The organism is Streptomyces viridosporus (genome assembly GCF_002078235.1).
GTDB lineage: Bacteria > Actinomycetota > Actinomycetes > Streptomycetales > Streptomycetaceae > Streptomyces > Streptomyces viridosporus.
In genome coordinates this window covers 41,945-56,570 of sequence record NZ_MSGP01000220.1, presented here as the reverse complement: position 1 = coordinate 56,570, position 14,626 = coordinate 41,945, and the positions used below count along the sequence as shown (strand labels likewise).

The following is a 14,626-nucleotide window of genomic DNA, read 5'->3' as shown; positions in this document are numbered from 1 at the left end:
CCCGCGGATCGCCTGCCCGACGAGCCCACCCCCGCCCACCTCTTGGCCATAGAATCCAATGCTGTTAGATTTAGATCATTGCCGTCCCAGTGAGGTGCGATGTGAGCAACTACGCCCGGGCGACCGCCCCACCACAGGACTCGCGCTACTTCCGCGACGTCCTCGGACAATTTCCCACCGGCGTCGCGGTCATCACGGCGCTCGACGCGGAGGGCCGGCCTCACGGCATGGCGGTGGGGACCTTCAGTTCGGTCTCGCTGGATCCGCCCCTGGTGGGCTTCATGCCGGCGCGCACGTCGAGCACCTACCCGAGGATCGAGGCCACCGGCCGGTTCTGCGTCAGCATCCTCGGCGCCGACCAGGAGGACGTGTGCCGTGCCATGGCGACCAGGGGCGCGGACAAGTTCAACGGCATCACCTGGTTCCCGGCGCCCTCCGGCGCACCCGTGATCGACGGGGCCCTCGCCTGGATCGACTGCACCCTCGCGCAGCGGTACGAGGCGGGCGACCACTACATCGTCGTCGGCGAGGTCAACCAGCTCTCCGAGCTCCGGCCGGGTCCGCCGCTGGTGTTCTTCCGCGGCGGCTACGGCGGGTTCACCACCCCGTCGCTGATGGCCGCGCCCGAGCGTGATCTGGTCGAGCTCATCGAGCTGGCCGGGCGCGCCCGTCCGTACATGGAGCGGCTCGCCGGGGAACTCGACCTCGAGTGCCTCGCCGTCGGAGCGGTCGATCAGCAGACGGTGTGCCTCGCCATCGCCGACTCCCCGAACGCCGACTACACCTCCTCGCGGGTCGGCTACCGCACCCCGTTCGTGTTCCCGGTCGGCTCGGTCTTCGTCGCCTGGGACCCGGCCGGCACCGGCGACTGGCTCCCCGCGGACCCGGCCCGGACCACGGTGGGCGAGGCCGCGCTGCGCCGCGCCCGGCGGCGGCGCTGGTCGGTGGCGATCGGCGACGACCACTACGACCGGCTCGAACGCGCGGTCGGCCAGCAGCTGCGCCACCCCTCGGTCGACGAACTCGACAGCGTGATGCGGGGACTGCGCGGGGAGCAGTTCGACCCGGAGCTCGACCCGCACACGTCGTACGACGTCCGGATGCTCATGGCGCCCGTCTTCGGCCCCCGGAAGGTCGAGCTCGGCCTCGCCGTCCGGGGCTTCCGCCGCCATCTCGACGGCGCCGACGTCGAGCAGGTCGCGGCCCGGCTGGTCGCGGCGGCCGACGAAGTGAGCAGCAGGATCGGCGGGGCGGACGCCCTGGCCGCGGCGATCGGCGGGGAGGCCGGAGCATGAGCGTGCCCGTGGACACCGCGCTGCCCATCAAGGGCGGTGCCGATCCGGCCGAGGCGGCACGCGCCGCCGAGGCGGCCGGGTACGACGCCGTCTGGGCCAGCGAGCTCGACCGCGACCCGTTCCTCCAGCTGGCCGTCGCCGCCACCGCGACCGAGCGGATCGGCCTGGGCACCGGCATCGCGGTCGCCTTCGCCCGCAGCCCGATGAACGTCGCCTCGATGGCGCACGACCTGCAGCGCCTGACCCAGGGCCGCTTCATGCTCGGGCTCGGCACCCAGGTCCGCGCCCACATCACCCGGCGCTTCTCGATGCCCTGGTCCGAACCGGCCGCCCGGATGCGCGAGTACGTCCTCGCCCTGCGGGCCATCTGGTCCGCCTGGGAGACCGGTGAACGCCTCGCCTTCGAGGGCCGGTTCTACACGCACACGCTGATGACGCCGATGTTCACCCCCGCCCCGCACGGCCACGGCACACCGCCGGTCGTCGTCGCGGCCGTCGGGGACCTGATGACCGAGGTGGCCGGGGAGGTCGGGGACGGCGTCCTGTTCCACAGCTTCCTCACCGAGCGCTATCTGCGCGAGCACACCCTCGCGGCGCTCCGGAGGGGCCGCGCCGCGTCCTCGCGGCCGGACTTCCAGCGGGTCGGCGGACCGTTCGTGGCGACCGGCACGACATCGGAGCAGATCTCCGCCGCGGCGGAGGCCACTCGGAGTCAGATCGCCTTCTACGCCTCGACCCCGTCCTACCGGCCGGTGCTGGAGGCGCACGGCTGGGGCGGGCTCGGCGAACGGCTGCACGCGCTGTCCCGCGCGGGTGACTGGAAGGCGATGACCGCCGCGGTGGACGACGAGGTGCTGCACGAGTTCGCGGCCGTCGGCACCCCGGAGGAGGCGGCGGACATCCTCGCCGCGCGCTACGCCGACGTCTTCGACCGGTTCACCCTCGTCACGCCGTACGACCTCGACGAGGCCGCCCGCGCCCGGGTCGCGGCCCGTCTGCGGGAGCTCACCTGACCTGCGGCCGGCGCCGCACCGGGTGTCTTCCGCCTTCTTGTCGGAAGGCACCCGCCACTTTATGCTAACAGCGTTTGGTTAAAGCGCGCACGACAAGGATCCGCCATGCCCGAGAGCCGTAAGTCCGAGCACGCGTACTACCTGGACAACACCGATCCGTCCCTCGCACCCCATCTGTTCGAGACGCTGAAGGACGTGCAGGGCAAGTGCCCCGTCGCATGGAGCGACGCGGTCGGCGGGTTCTGGATGCTGACGAAGTACGCCGACATCACCGCGGCGGCCAACGACTGGGAGACCTACACCGTCGAGCAGGGCCACACCATCCCGTCGACCGGGAAGTCGGTGATGCTGCCGCTCGCCGAGGTCGACCCGCCGCTGCACACGCCGTGGCGCCGGTTCCTCGTGCCGTACTTCACCCCCAAGACCGTCGAGAGCTACCGGCCGGTGATCGAGCGGATCGTCGAGGACGCCTTCTCGGGCCTGACCGCGCGCGGGCGCGGCGACCTCGTCTCCGACGTCGCCCGCAAGGTGCCGACCTCCACGATCTCCGCGATCCTCGGCTTCGGCCAGGACTGGAACCACATCTCCGACATCGTCGACGAGTGGATGGCCTCCACGGGCGACCCCGAGCGCGCGCGCGGCGCCGCCGCCGCCGTCGAGGCCGTCGTCCGCGAGGAGATCGGAAAGCGCCGCGGGAAGCCTGCCGAGGACGTCCTCGGCAGGATCATGGAGGGCGAGGTCGAGGGCGCGCCGCTGACCGACGACGAACTGCTCGGCCTGTGCATCGTCTTCATCGTGGCCGGGCACGGCACCACCGTCGACGGCATCACCAACACCGTGCACCGGGTGCTGGCCGAACCGGGTCTGATGGACTCGCTGCGGGCCGACCGCTCCCGGCTGGGCAAGGTCATCGACGAGTCGCTGCGCATCAACCCGCCGGTCTGGAACATGGGCCGCACGGCCCGCAAGGACGCCGAGGTGCGCGGCGTGGGCATCTGTCCCGGCGAGAAGGTGATGCTGACCTTCGGCGCCGGCAACTACGACCCGGAGAAGTTCGAGGAGCCGGACCGCTTCGACCCGGACCGGCCGGGCGTCCACGGTCACCTGACCTTCGGTTTCGGCCGTCACCGCTGCATCGGTGAGGCGCTGGCGAAGCTGGAGATCACCGTCGTGCTCGAGTACGTCCTGGACCGGCTGCCCGACCTGGCCCTCGACGGCGAGGTCACCGCCCGGACGTACTTCACGACCTACGGCTTCACCGCGCTCCCCGTCCGTCACGGCGCAGCCGCCCCCACGGCCTGACGTCCGCCCCTTCCAGGCGTCACGAGGACCGGCCCCCACCCGCGCGGGTGGGGGCCGGTCCTCGTGACGGGCTCTTCCGGGACGCCTCGTTCAGCCCCGGGGCAGGGTGGTGCCGGAGTTGAACGCGGCCAGGTCCCTGCGCTCGGCGAACCGCCACTGCCCGTCGGTGTCGCGGACGACGACGTCCTCGTAGCGGCCGAACTGGTGGACACGGCCGTCGGGCGCGAGCACGACGAAGTACGCCGTGCCGGTGGCCCGGTCGCCCTCGTAGGAGGTGACGACGGCGTTGACGGTGAGGTGGTGGTAGAGCGGCGCGCCGGGGGTCTTGGCGGCGACGGCCCGCAGGCGGGCCCGGCCGCGCACCTTGCCGGTGTCGTCGAGGACGTCCAGTCCCCTCGCCCGGAAGGACTCGGCGGTGTGGCCGAAGGAGGAGATGTCGGTCCAGCCGTCCTCGGTGAAGCAGTCGGCGTAGGCGGCGCCGTCCGCGAGGTCGGCCGCCTGGGCGTAACGGGCGTAGAGCTCGTAGATCGCCAGGCGGTCGGCGACCTCGCGGGGGCCGCGGTCGCCGGGGGCCGCCTCGGGGGGCGCCACTACGCGGCCCCGGCGGTGGCGCTCCGGGCGGCGGTGCGGCCGAAGACGAGGGCGTTGCCGATGGAGGTGCCGCCGCCGGCGTACACGTCGGCGTCGAGACCGCCGGCCACCTCGCCGCCGGCGAACAGGCCCGGTATGGGGCGGCCCGCGGTGTCCAGGACCCTGGCCTCGTCGTCGATGCGGAGTCCGCCGAAGGTGATGCCGATGATGGCCGGCCGCAGTTCCACCGCGTAGAACGGCGCGGTCGAGATCGGTGCCAGCGTCCCCTTCTTCTCGAAGGCCGTGTCACGGCCCCGGGCGACGTCGGCGTTCCAGTGCTCGGCGGTCGCCTCCAGGCCCGCGGCGGCGATACCGGTGCGTTCGGCCAGCTCCGCCAGCGTGGCACCGGACTTCACGACGCCGGCCTCGATCTGCTTGCGCAGCATGGCGGCGGTCCAGTTCGACTCCAGGTCCACGCCGAGGCCGTAGGGGTCGACGTGCCCGCTGTCGGCGACCTGCCGCAGCGCGGCCTCGTCGAAGACGGCCCAGCAGATGCCACCGGGCTGTTTGGCGATGACGTGCGGCATCACGCAGTAGGTGTCGGTCTCGTCGACGAAGCGGTGGCCGTTCCTGTTGACGTAGATCACCCAGGGCGGGGTGAAGGCGTCGTTGAGGCGGCCGAAGTTGGGTGTCTCCAGCAGGGTGCCGCCGTAGCCGCGCAGTTCGCCGCCGGCGGACAGCCCCATGCGGACACCGTCGCCGACGTTGGTGTCGGGGCCGAGGTACCAGTGCCAGTCGCCGTGCCGGACGGCCTCGGGCCAGTGCTCGCTCAGCAGGTCGGGGGCGGCGCCGAAACCGCCGGTGGTGAGGATGACGGCGTCCGCGGGGATCTCCTCGCCGGCCTCGGTGCGTACGCCGGCGACGGCACCTCCGTCTCCGGTGAGCAGCCCGGTGCACCGGGTGCCGGTGCGGATCTCGACGTTGTCCATCGGCTCGACCGCGGTGAGCAGCGCGGCGACGATCATCGCGCCGCCCGCAGGCCCGAGGCCGCGCGTGTCACCCGTGGGCAGGTGGCCGCGCGGCTTGTACTCGAGACCGGCGATGTACAGGCGGTCGGGCTCCCAGGTGATGCCCAGTTCCTCCAGCCAGCCGATCACCTCGCGGGTGCCCTCCGCCGAGGCGCGCAGGAGCCGCGGCTCCAGTTCGTGCCGGCTCACCGTCATGTAGTAGTTGACGAGCTCGTCGACGGAGTCCTGGACGCCGCGGGCCTTCTGGACCGGGGTGTCGGCGGCGTAGACGACGCCGCCGGCCCGGGCGGTCGCGCCGCCGACCTGCTCGGCGGCTTCGAGGAGGATCACGTCGGCTCCGGCCCGGCCGGCCTCGAGCGCGGCGGCGAGGCCGGCACCCCCGGCCCCGACCACGACGATCCTGCGGGTCACTGCCATGAGAAAACCTTTCTGCACAGGGGTGCCGGTGGGGTCTGCCCCGTCGTGGGCCCCACCGGCACCCGGCTGCTCGGCTACGTGTGCTTCGCTACTCGGCGAACGGGTCGAAGAAGTCGCCGTCCGGCACGATCCGGCCGTCCTTCACGGCACTGGTGCCGACCTCGAACGACGCGACCCGCGGGTACTCCGGCAGCGGGGGAGGATCCTGGACGCCCCGGTAGTCCGGGTAGGCGCCGCCCAGGTCGACCGGCTCCTCGATGTCGGCGAGGGCATCGATGACGGAGGCACCGTCGGTGATCTCGTGGCCCTCGGCCACCGAGGCGAACAGCTTGACCGACAGCCAGCCGTTGAGGCCGATGTCGTCGACGTTGGCCTTCGGATCGGCGGCCTTCATCGCCTCGTTGAACGCCGCGATCTCCGCGTTCGAGGTGTCGGAGGCGGCATGGCCGCGGGAGGTGAGCACGATGTTCCCGGCGTCCGGTCCGAGGATCTTGAGCACGCCCGGGGTGACCATCGAGGAGATGCCGGTGATCAGCCCCTCGTACCCGGCGGCCCGGAGCGCGGTCGCGATCCGGCCGGCGTCGGCGCCCGAACCCTGCAGGGACACCGCGTCGGGGTCGAGGCCGACCGCCTTGGCCGCCACCGTCGAGTAGTCGGCCGAGCCGATCGGGGCATAGATCATGGTCGCCCTGCCGCCGGCCTCCTCGACGCCCCTCCTGGCCCATTCGGCGCCGGCGCGGGCGGTCTCGTTGTCCCCGCCGATCACGACGACCTTCGGGCCGCCGCGCTCGACCGCGAGCTTCCCGGCGCCGACGCCCATGCCGACCGGGGTCGCGTTGATGGGGTAGGACACCGGGCTGGTCGCCTCGTTCTGGCCGTCGGCACCGCCGGGGCCGATGATCGGGATCCTGGCCTGCTCCATCACCGCCGCGATGGCCCCGATGTTGGGCGAGAGCGGGCCGACGACTGCGGCGACCTTCTCGGAGACGGCGCGCTGGGCGCAGGCCGTGGCCTCGTTGGGGTCGAACTTGTCGTTGCAGGTCAGCAACTCGACCTTGCGGCCGTCGATGCCGCCCTCGTCGTTGAGCCGGTCCACCGCGGCGGTCACGGCCGTCTTGAGCCACGGGACGGAGTAGACCTGGCTCTCGAACGACGCGATCGTCATGATCTTGACAGGGCCGTCGGACGCTCCCCCGGTGCCGCCGTCGCCGCACGCGGTGAGCAGCAGCGGGAGCACCGCGAGTCCGGCGAGAGTTCTCTTGCGCATGTCGTGCTCAGCCCTTCGCGATGTGGACGACCTGCTGCTCGGTGAAGGACCGCAGCCCGTCCTCGCCGTTGGCGACCCCGAGGCCGCTGTGCTTGGCGCCGGAGAAGGGCGCGTGGGAGGGCAGCATGGCGTGGCAGTTGACCCAGGCGGTGCCGCATTCGAGCTGTTCGGCGACGGCCCGGGCCTTCTCCTCGTCGGCGGACCAGACCGAGCCGGACAGGCCGTAGTCGGTGGCGTTGGCACGTGCCACCGCTTCGTCGACCGTGTCGTACTTCAGCAGCGGGATCGCCGGACCGAACTGCTCCTCGTCGACGATGCGCACCCCTTCCGCCACGTCGGCGAAGACCGTCGGCTCGAAGAAGTAGCCGCCACCGTCGACGGGTCTGCCGCCGGCCACGACCCGGGCGCCGCGGCCGACGGCGTCCGACACCAGCTCCGAGACGCGGTCGAACTGCGGACGGGTGGTCAGGGGGCCCATCGCGGTGGCGGGGTCGGTCGGGTCGCCGACGACCGTCGCCCGCGCCGCCGCACCGAACGCGTCGACGAAGTCCTCGTAGCGGTTCGCCGGGACGAAGATGCGCTTGGGGATGCAGCAGATCTGGCCGCAGTTGAACATGGAGAACGCGAACAGGGTGCCGGCGGTCTTCTCCAGGTCCGCGTCGTCGAGGACGATCGCCGCGTCATTGCCCCCGAGTTCGAGGGTGACCCGCTTGAGGTCGTGGGCGGCGTTGACGGCCACGGACCGCCCGGCCGGGATCGAACCGGTGAAACTGATCTTGCGCGGTACCGGGTGCGAGGTCATCGCCTTGCCGAGCTCGTCGCCGCCGGTGACGACGTTGATGACGCCCGGGGGCAGTACCTCGGCGCCGATCCGGCCCAGCAGCAGGGTCGAGAGCGGGGTGAACGGGGAGGGCTTGAGCACGACGGTGTTGCCGCCGCGCAGGGCCGGGGCGATCTTCCAGGTCCACATGCCGACCGGGCCGTTCCACGGCGTGATCGCGGCGACCACGCCCATCGGGCGGTGGGCCACCTCGATCCTGGCGGCGGCATCGTCCTGGATCACCCGCTTCGGCCACTCCAGCTCGGCGTAGTAGCGGATCCAGGGTGCCGAGGAGGCGACTTCGGCGGTGGCGACGGCCAGCGGCTTGCCGGTCTCCTGGACCAGGAGCGCGGTCAGCTCCTCCTGGTGGGCGTCGACGGCGTCGGCCAGGTCGCGCAGGGCCTGCCGGCGCGCGTCGTCGTCACGTTTCCACTGGGCGTGGGCGCGGGCGGCCGACGTCATGGCCTGGTCGAGCTGCTCCCGCGTGCACTGCGGGGCCTGCGCCTCGACGGCTCCGGTCGCGGGGTTGACGACGTCGAAGGTGTCACGTGCGTCGACGGGTTTCCCGTCGATCGTCATGCTCAGCATGGAAGTCCTCCACGTCCGGTCCAGAAGGGGTGAGCCACGTCGGGCAGGCGGCAGAGCGCCGGTGCACCAGGTGTTGCGCCGACCGTGATCAGTGACACATTATTCTGACAGTGCTTGGTTTCTTAAGCAATGACTTCACACCCGGTTCCGTTCCTTCCCCACGCCGCCCTCGAGGGAGATCGATGACTGCCACCGGCCGAGCCTTCGCCGCACCCGCGCCCGCACCCGATGCCCGCCCTGACCGGGCCGGCGGCCCGAGGATCCCGGCATGAGCGGCGGGATCGTGGTCGTCGGCGCCTCACTCGCGGGTCTGCGGGTCGCCGAGGCGCTGCGCGGCAACGGATACACCGGCCGGCTGCGGCTGGTGGGCGACGAGCCCCACCTCCCCTACGACCGCCCGCCGTTGTCCAAACACGTGCTGACCGGCGAGTGGGAGGCCGGACGCACCGCGCTGACCACCTCCGCGAAGCTCGCCGAGGCCGGCATCGAGACCGTGCTCGGCGCACGTGCCGTCGCGGCGGACACCGAGTCCGTCACGCTCGCCGACGGCACCCGGATCGCCTACGACCGGCTCGTCGTGGCCACCGGCGCCGCCGCCCGCACCTGGCCGGGCACCGCTCCCGGCGGGCGCGTCCACCGGCTGCGCACCCTCGACGACGGCGTCCGGTTGCGCACCGCGCTGGCGGAGGGCGGCCCGGTCGTCGTCGTGGGCGGCGGTTTCATCGGACTCGAGGTCGCGGCCGCCGCCCGCGGGTACGGGCTGGACGTCACCGTCGTGGAACTCGCCGGCACGCTTCTCGAGCCCGTCCTCGGCCCGGAGATCGGCGCCTGCTTCACCCGGCTGCACCGGGCCGAGGGCGTGCGGGTGCTGACCGGCGTCCCCCTCACCTCGCTCCGGGAGGGGACCGGCGCCGTGACCGTCCGGCTCGCCGACGGCACCGAACTCACCGCCGCCCATGTCGTGGTGGGCATCGGCGCCGAACCGAACAACGCTTGGCTGGGCGGCCTCGGTCTCGACGACGCGGCGGGCGTGCCGTGCGACGCCCGCGGCCGGGCCGGCGACCGGGTGTGGGCACTCGGCGACGTCGCGGCCTGGGAACAGCCGGTCCACGGCGACCGCGTACGCCACGAGCACTGGACGTCCGCGGTCGACCAGGCGGCCGTGGTGGCGGCCGCGGTCCTCGGCCGGGAGCCGGCCCGCCCCCAGGCGCCGCCCTACTTCTGGAGCACGCAGTACGACGTGAACTTCCAGTTGGCCGGCCGCCCGGACCTCGCCGCCTCGGTCCAGGTCCTCGAAGCGGGCGAGGACGGGGCCGACCGCGGCACCGTGTTCGCCCTCACCGACGCGACGGGCCGCCGCGTCGCGGTCGCCGCCTTCCACAACCCGCGCCGCTTCCTGCGGCTGCGCCGCGAACTCCGGGAAGAACCCACCGAGGCGCCGAGCCGGCCGTGACCGACCGAAAGGGCCGGTGACTCCCGCGCCGGTACGGGCGGCCGCTCCCCGGCCGCCCGTACCGGCGCGCAGTGCGCACCGCGCTTCTCACTCGTCGTCCCACCACGGGTAGAACGGGGGCATGTCGGTGTGCGCGCTGCCCGTGAAGCGGGGCTCCCGCTTCTCGCGGAAGGCCTCGACGCCTTCCCTGCCGTCCGCCGTGCTGGTGTAGAACATCGCCAGGGAGTCGATCCGGTGCGCCTCCCTCGGGTGCGGCAGGGCGCTGTTGCGGTACATCATCTGCCGGGTGAGCGCGACGGCGACCGGCGACCGGTTCCGCGAGATCCGCCGTGCCAGCTCCTGCGCCTCCTCGAGCAACGACGCGGCGGGGACGACACGGCTCACCAGTCCGCCCTCCCGGGCCTCCTGCGCCGAGAGGATCTCGGCCGAGTAGACCCACTCCAACGCGCGGGCCATGCCGACGATCCGCGGCAGGAACCAGGTCGAGGCCGCCTCGGGGACGATGCCCAGCTTGCCGAAGACGAAGCCGATGCGTGCCTCCTCCGACGCCAGCCGGACGTCCATGGCCAGGGTCATCGTCGCCCCGATGCCCACGGCCGCGCCGTTGACGGCCGCGATCACGGGCTTGCGGCAGTCGAAGATCGCCAGGGTCACCCGGCCGCCGGTGTCGCGCACGCCCCGCAGGATCTCCGGGTCGTCGAGGTCGTCCAGGTCGGACAGGACCGGCTGCCGGGACTCGTCCAGCCCGAACACATTGCCCTCGGCGGCCAGTTCCATCCCGGCGCAGAAGGCCCGGCCGGCTCCCGTCACCACCACGGCACGGACCTCGTCACGCGAGTTCACTGCGGTGAACAGCGCCACGAGTTCGTCCGCCATGTCGACGGTGAAGGCGTTCAGCCGGTCCGGGCGGTCGAGGGTGACGGTGAGGATCCCCTCGTCGTCCAGGTCCGTCGACAGGGTCCGGAACCCTCCCGCGTCCGTTCCCGCGCTCATGCTCCGCATACGATCCCTCGATCCGTCCGATCTACCGATCGTCAGAAATTCATCTACCGATGGGATTATGGTGGTGGCCGCGGGCGGCGTGCAAGGGTGTGCCGCACGTCCGGAGCAGGGCAGGGACGAGGATGGGTCACATGAGCGAGACGAGCAGGGAATGGCCGCGCCCCAAGATCCGGCCCCGCAAGGCCGAGGTGAGGAACGACCAGATCTTCGAGACGGCCGCCCGGCTGTTCTACGAGAAGGGGTACGCGGCCACGTCCCTGCAGGACCTCGCCAACGCGGTGGGCCTGCAGAAGGGCAGCCTCTACTACTACATCGACTCCAAGAAGGACCTGCTCTTCGCCGTCACCGACTACGCGCACACCTTCTTCGTCGAGCTCACCCAGAACGCCGAGGCCGAGGGCGGCACACCGCTGCAGACCCTGGAGCGCATGCTGTACCAGCACGCCAGGTTCGCCGCCGAGCACTTCCACGTGACGGCCGCCTTCTACAACGAGCGGTCGGCCCTGTCCGACGAGTACCAGGAGCGCATCGTCGCCACCCGCGACGCCTACGAGGCGTCCCTGCGCCGGCTCGTCAGGAGCGGCCAGGAGGCCGGTGAGATCGCCGCGGACCTGGACCCCCGGCTCGCGGTGTTCGGCGTGCTGGGCATGCTCAACTGGATCCACCAGTGGTACCGCCCGGGCGGGGAACTGACCCCGTCCGAGATCGCCGCGGCACTGAGCCGGCAGGCCGTCCGCTCCTTGCTCCCGCGCACCGACGCGGACTGAGCCTGCCGGGCCCGTGTCCTTCGAGGGAGGCCCCTCGTCAGACGCGGGCGGACACCAGGCGGCGTCCCGTCTCGGTCGCGGTCTCCCGCTCGTCGCCGTACCAGGTGCGCAGGGAGAGCGCGCGCTTGTAGAACCAGTGCAGTTCGTGTTCGTGGGTGAAGCCGATGCCGCCGTGGATCTGCAGGGCGTCCTCGCACACCGAGCGGCCGGCCTCGGCGGCGGCGCCCTTGAGGGCCAGGGCCGCGAGGGCGAAGGACTCCGGGGCGAGCGTCGCCGAGTCGTCCGCCACGGCCTCGACGAAGCTCTCCAGCATGATCACCCGCTGGGCGGCGGAGGCCGCGATGTGTTTGACCGCCTGGAAACTTCCGATGGGGCGGCCGAACTGCTCGCGCTGCCGGGCGAACGCGACGCTCAGGTCGAGGACGTGGCGGGCGATCCCGGCGAGTTCCGCGGCGACCAGCACGCGCTGCCAGCCGCGCAGGGCGGTCACGAGGGCCGCCCCGTCCTCGCGCCACGCGACGACGTCGCCCGGCCCGACCGCGACCCCGTCGAGCGTCACCCGCGCGTAGCTCGCCCCCGGGTCCGTGCTCCGGTGCCCGGTGACGGTGACGCCGGGCCGGTCGCGGTCGACGACCAGGACCGCTGACGCGCCGTCCGGGCCGCCGCCGTCGACGACCGCGACGAACAGGTCCGAGACCGCCCCGAAGCGCACCAGGTCCACCGACCCGGCCAGTGTGCCGGCGTCCAGGGTCAGTGAGCCGTTGGCCGCGCGCCAGTCGAGTGTGGTCCCCGGGTCCAGGACCGCCACCCGTCGCCGGCCGGTCAGCGCGGCGGCCAGCCGGGTCCGTGCTCCGTCGGCGCGGGCCGTGCTCAGCAGCAGTCCCGGCAGCAGCATCTGTTCCAGCAGGGGCCCGGTCAGCAGTCGCCGCCCGAACAGCCGGAACAGCGGCACGAGAGCGGCGGGAGACAGCCCGAGGCCGCCGTCCGCCTCGGGCGCGACCAGCCCGAACCAGCCCTGGGCCGCCGCTTCGTCGAGCAGGCGCCGGTCCTCGCCCTGGGACCGCAGTGCGGCGAGCCTGCGCTCGTCCGGGTAGCCGCGGTCCAGGAACGCCCCGACCGCTCGCAGGATCTCCTCGTCAGCCACGGGGCAGCCCCAGCAGTCGCTCACCGATGATGTTCTTCTGGATCTGGGACGTCCCGCCGTAGACGGACGCCGCCCGGGAGTAGTAGTGCTCCTTGACCCACCGCGGGCCGTCGAGGCCGAACGGAGCCCGGTCGGCCGCCAGGCGGAACGGTCCGAGCAGGTCGGTGACGGACGCGTAGAGGAGCTGTTCCACCTCGTTGAGGCCGAGCTTGTCCACCGAGTCCAGGGGGCTCGGGATCTCGCCGGCGACCTGCCGTCGCACGGTCCGGCGGGTGAGCGCCTCCAGGGCCCGCACCGCCGTGTAGGACCGGCCGAGCTGCTCCAGTACGCGGTCCGGGGGTTCGGTGCCGACCGCGTCGGCGTGGCCGCGGATGTCCCGCACGGCCTCCTCGACCGCCACCTCGTACTCCACCCGTCGGCGGAGCGTGTAGGAACCCCGCTCGTGGCTCAGGGTGTCCTGGGCGATGGCCCAGCCCTCGTGGAGCCCGCCGACGAGGTTGCGCACCGGCACGCGGACGTCCTCGAGGAAGACCTCGCAGAACTCGTCGTCCCCGGTCATCTGCACCAGCGGCCGTGCGGTGACGCCGGGGCTGCTCATGTCGACGAGGAGGTAACTGATGCCCCGGTGCTTGGGCGCGTCCGCGTCCGTGCGGGCCAGCAGCGCGCACCACTGCGCCTTGTGGGCCCAACTCGTCCACACCTTCTGGCCGTTGATGACGAACTCATCGCCCTCCAGGCGTGCGCGGGTGCGCAGCGAGGCCAGGTCGGATCCGGACTCCGGCTCCGAGAAGCCCTGGCACCAGATGTCCTCGCCGGACAGCAGGCGGGGCAGCAACTGCTCGCGCTGCCAGTCGAGTCCGTAGGTCTCGATCGACTTGCCCACGACGTCCACACCGATCAGGCCGATGGGCTGCGGGGCGCCCGCGCGGGCGAGTTCCTCGGAGAAGACGAGCTGGTGCAGCGGGCTCAGGCCCTGCCCGCCGGCCTTCCTGGACCAGGCGATTCCCACGAACCCGGCCTCGTAGAGGGTCTTCTGCCACTCCCGCAGGACGGTGAAGCGGCCTTCCAGGTCGAGCGGGACCTCGGGGATGTCGGCCCGGGCGAGCCAGGCCCGGACCCGTCGGCGGTAGGCGTCCAGGTCCGCGTCGTTCCGTGACGTGTCGGTCATGGCCCGGATCACTTCCCCGTGTACTGCGGCTCGCGCCGCTCGAAGAAGGCCCTGACGGCCTCCTTGGCGTCGCCGTGTGCGGAGAGTTCGCCGGTGAGGCTCTGCTCGAACGCGTAGCCGTCCTTGAGCTCCATGTACTCGATGCGGTTCAGGCTGCGCTTGGCCATCCTGATGGCGACCGGGCTGTGCCGGGCGATCCGCCGGGCCAGCTCGGTGGCGGCGGCGAGCAGACGGCCTTCGGGGACGACGCTGTCGATGCCGCCGTACCGGGCCAGTTCCTCGACCGGGACCAGGTCGGCGGTGAAGTGCATACGGCGCACCAGCGCCTGCGGGACCAGGCGCGAGGCGTGCTTGGCCCCGCCCATCGCACCGACCTGGATCTCGGGGAGCCCGAACCTGGCGCCCTCGGCGGCCACGACCATGTCGCACGAGCCGGCCAACGCCAGCCCCGTCCCCACGGCGACGCCGTGGACGGCCGCGATCACGGGCAGGGGGCAGTCGTAGATCGCCCAGAACGCCTCCCGCACGTGCCGCATGCGCTCGCCGGCGTTCTCCGGATTCATGGTCAGGAACTCGTCGAGGTCGTTCCCGCCGCAGAAGTGCTTGCCGGCCCCCGTCAGGACGACGACCCGTGCCTCGGGCGCGTGGCGCTCGATCCCACCGAACAGGGCCTTGATCTCGTCGTACATCGGCACGCCGACGGCGTTGACCGGCGGGCGGTCCATCGTGACGGTCGCGACGTGGTCCGTCGTCCGCACGTCCAGGAACTGGAATTCCGACATCTCTGCGCTC

13 protein-coding genes are annotated in these 14,626 nt (G+C 72.3%); 5 read left to right on the top strand and 8 right to left on the bottom strand.

Features of this window, described 5'->3' with window-relative positions; translation table 11 throughout:
- Positions 1-101 precede the first annotated feature (101 nt).
- From B7L92_RS42390 to B7L92_RS16555, 3 genes are all read left to right on the top strand, one after another.
- Positions 102-1,295, top strand: a complete 1,194-nt coding sequence (locus B7L92_RS42390) for a flavin reductase (protein WP_143626335.1) — start codon at positions 102-104, stop codon at positions 1,293-1,295.
- Positions 1,292-2,308, top strand: coding sequence for a TIGR03617 family F420-dependent LLM class oxidoreductase (locus tag B7L92_RS16560; protein ID WP_081238365.1), 1,017 nt, complete (start codon positions 1,292-1,294; stop codon positions 2,306-2,308). The genes B7L92_RS42390 and B7L92_RS16560 overlap by 4 nt, the downstream gene beginning before the upstream one ends.
- 105 nt (positions 2,309-2,413) lie before the next feature.
- Entirely contained in the window at positions 2,414-3,610 is a 1,197-nt protein-coding gene (locus B7L92_RS16555; RefSeq protein ID WP_081238364.1) for a cytochrome P450, read from the top strand.
- A gap of 90 nt (positions 3,611-3,700) precedes the next feature.
- On the opposite strand, the gene B7L92_RS16550 is transcribed toward B7L92_RS16555, so the two are convergent.
- The 4 genes from B7L92_RS16550 to B7L92_RS16535 all read right to left on the bottom strand — a co-directional run bounded on the left by B7L92_RS16550 (position 3,701) and on the right by B7L92_RS16535 (position 8,300).
- Positions 3,701-4,201 carry a nuclear transport factor 2 family protein gene (locus tag B7L92_RS16550; RefSeq protein ID WP_081238363.1) on the bottom strand — a complete coding sequence of 167 codons (501 nt, stop codon included), beginning with the start codon at positions 4,199-4,201 and terminating at the stop codon, positions 3,701-3,703.
- Positions 4,201-5,625 carry an FAD-dependent oxidoreductase gene (locus B7L92_RS16545; RefSeq protein ID WP_081238362.1) on the bottom strand — a complete coding sequence of 475 codons (1,425 nt, stop codon included), beginning with the start codon at positions 5,623-5,625 and terminating at the stop codon, positions 4,201-4,203. The genes B7L92_RS16550 and B7L92_RS16545 overlap by 1 nt, the downstream gene beginning before the upstream one ends.
- Before the next feature lie 88 nt (positions 5,626-5,713).
- Positions 5,714-6,892 (bottom strand): ABC transporter substrate-binding protein, encoded by a 1,179-nt coding sequence (locus B7L92_RS16540; protein ID WP_081238361.1) that lies wholly within the window; start codon positions 6,890-6,892, stop codon positions 5,714-5,716.
- Between the two features lie 7 nt (positions 6,893-6,899).
- Entirely contained in the window at positions 6,900-8,300 is a 1,401-nt protein-coding gene (locus B7L92_RS16535; RefSeq protein WP_081238360.1) for an aldehyde dehydrogenase family protein, read from the bottom strand.
- A gap of 268 nt (positions 8,301-8,568) precedes the next feature.
- Here B7L92_RS16535 and B7L92_RS16530 point away from each other — a divergent pair, with 268 nt between their 5' ends.
- Positions 8,569-9,753 (top strand): NAD(P)/FAD-dependent oxidoreductase, encoded by a 1,185-nt coding sequence (locus B7L92_RS16530; protein ID WP_081238359.1) that lies wholly within the window; start codon positions 8,569-8,571, stop codon positions 9,751-9,753.
- A gap of 87 nt (positions 9,754-9,840) precedes the next feature.
- Here the strand turns inward: B7L92_RS16530 and B7L92_RS16525 are convergent, their stop codons facing one another.
- Positions 9,841-10,746, bottom strand: coding sequence for a crotonase/enoyl-CoA hydratase family protein (locus tag B7L92_RS16525; RefSeq protein ID WP_081238371.1), 906 nt, complete (start codon positions 10,744-10,746; stop codon positions 9,841-9,843).
- 140 nt (positions 10,747-10,886) lie between these two features.
- On the opposite strand from B7L92_RS16525, the gene B7L92_RS16520 reads away from it, so the two are divergent.
- The gene (locus B7L92_RS16520; protein WP_159461039.1) at positions 10,887-11,522 is read left to right on the top strand and encodes a TetR/AcrR family transcriptional regulator; all 636 of its coding nucleotides are present in this window, start codon (positions 10,887-10,889) and stop codon (positions 11,520-11,522) included.
- A gap of 37 nt (positions 11,523-11,559) precedes the next feature.
- On the opposite strand, the gene B7L92_RS16515 is transcribed toward B7L92_RS16520, so the two are convergent.
- From B7L92_RS16515 to B7L92_RS16505, 3 genes are read right to left on the bottom strand one after another with little or no spacing between them, the layout of a single operon-like run.
- Entirely contained in the window at positions 11,560-12,666 is a 1,107-nt protein-coding gene (locus B7L92_RS16515; RefSeq protein ID WP_159461038.1) for an acyl-CoA dehydrogenase family protein, read from the bottom strand.
- Entirely contained in the window at positions 12,659-13,834 is a 1,176-nt protein-coding gene (locus tag B7L92_RS16510; RefSeq protein WP_081238356.1) for an acyl-CoA dehydrogenase family protein, read from the bottom strand. Before B7L92_RS16510 ends, B7L92_RS16515 begins: the two co-directional genes overlap by 8 nt.
- An 8-nt stretch (positions 13,835-13,842) precedes the next feature.
- On the bottom strand, positions 13,843-14,616 hold the full coding sequence (locus B7L92_RS16505; RefSeq protein WP_081238355.1) for an enoyl-CoA hydratase-related protein: 774 nt from the start codon (positions 14,614-14,616) through the stop codon (positions 13,843-13,845).
- Positions 14,617-14,626: the final 10 nt, after the last annotated feature.

Bases quoted from the DNA above. Each gene is read 5' to 3' on its own strand.
- B7L92_RS16505 (WP_081238355.1), bottom strand. From the start codon at position 14,616: ATGTCGGAATTCCAGTTCCTGGACGTGCGGACGACGGACCACGTCGCG.
- B7L92_RS16525 (WP_081238371.1), bottom strand. From the start codon at position 10,746: ATGAGCGCGGGAACGGACGCGGGAGGGTTCCGGACCCTGTCGACGGAC.
- B7L92_RS16535 (WP_081238360.1), bottom strand. From the start codon at position 8,300: ATGCTGAGCATGACGATCGACGGGAAACCCGTCGACGCACGTGACACC.
- B7L92_RS16555 (WP_081238364.1), top strand. From the start codon at position 2,414: ATGCCCGAGAGCCGTAAGTCCGAGCACGCGTACTACCTGGACAACACC.
- B7L92_RS16540 (WP_081238361.1), bottom strand. From the start codon at position 6,892: ATGCGCAAGAGAACTCTCGCCGGACTCGCGGTGCTCCCGCTGCTGCTC.
- B7L92_RS16510 (WP_081238356.1), bottom strand. From the start codon at position 13,834: ATGACCGACACGTCACGGAACGACGCGGACCTGGACGCCTACCGCCGA.
- B7L92_RS16530 (WP_081238359.1), top strand. From the start codon at position 8,569: ATGAGCGGCGGGATCGTGGTCGTCGGCGCCTCACTCGCGGGTCTGCGG.
- B7L92_RS16520 (WP_159461039.1), top strand. From the start codon at position 10,887: ATGAGCGAGACGAGCAGGGAATGGCCGCGCCCCAAGATCCGGCCCCGC.
- B7L92_RS16545 (WP_081238362.1), bottom strand. From the start codon at position 5,625: ATGGCAGTGACCCGCAGGATCGTCGTGGTCGGGGCCGGGGGTGCCGGC.
- B7L92_RS16560 (WP_081238365.1), top strand. From the start codon at position 1,292: ATGAGCGTGCCCGTGGACACCGCGCTGCCCATCAAGGGCGGTGCCGAT.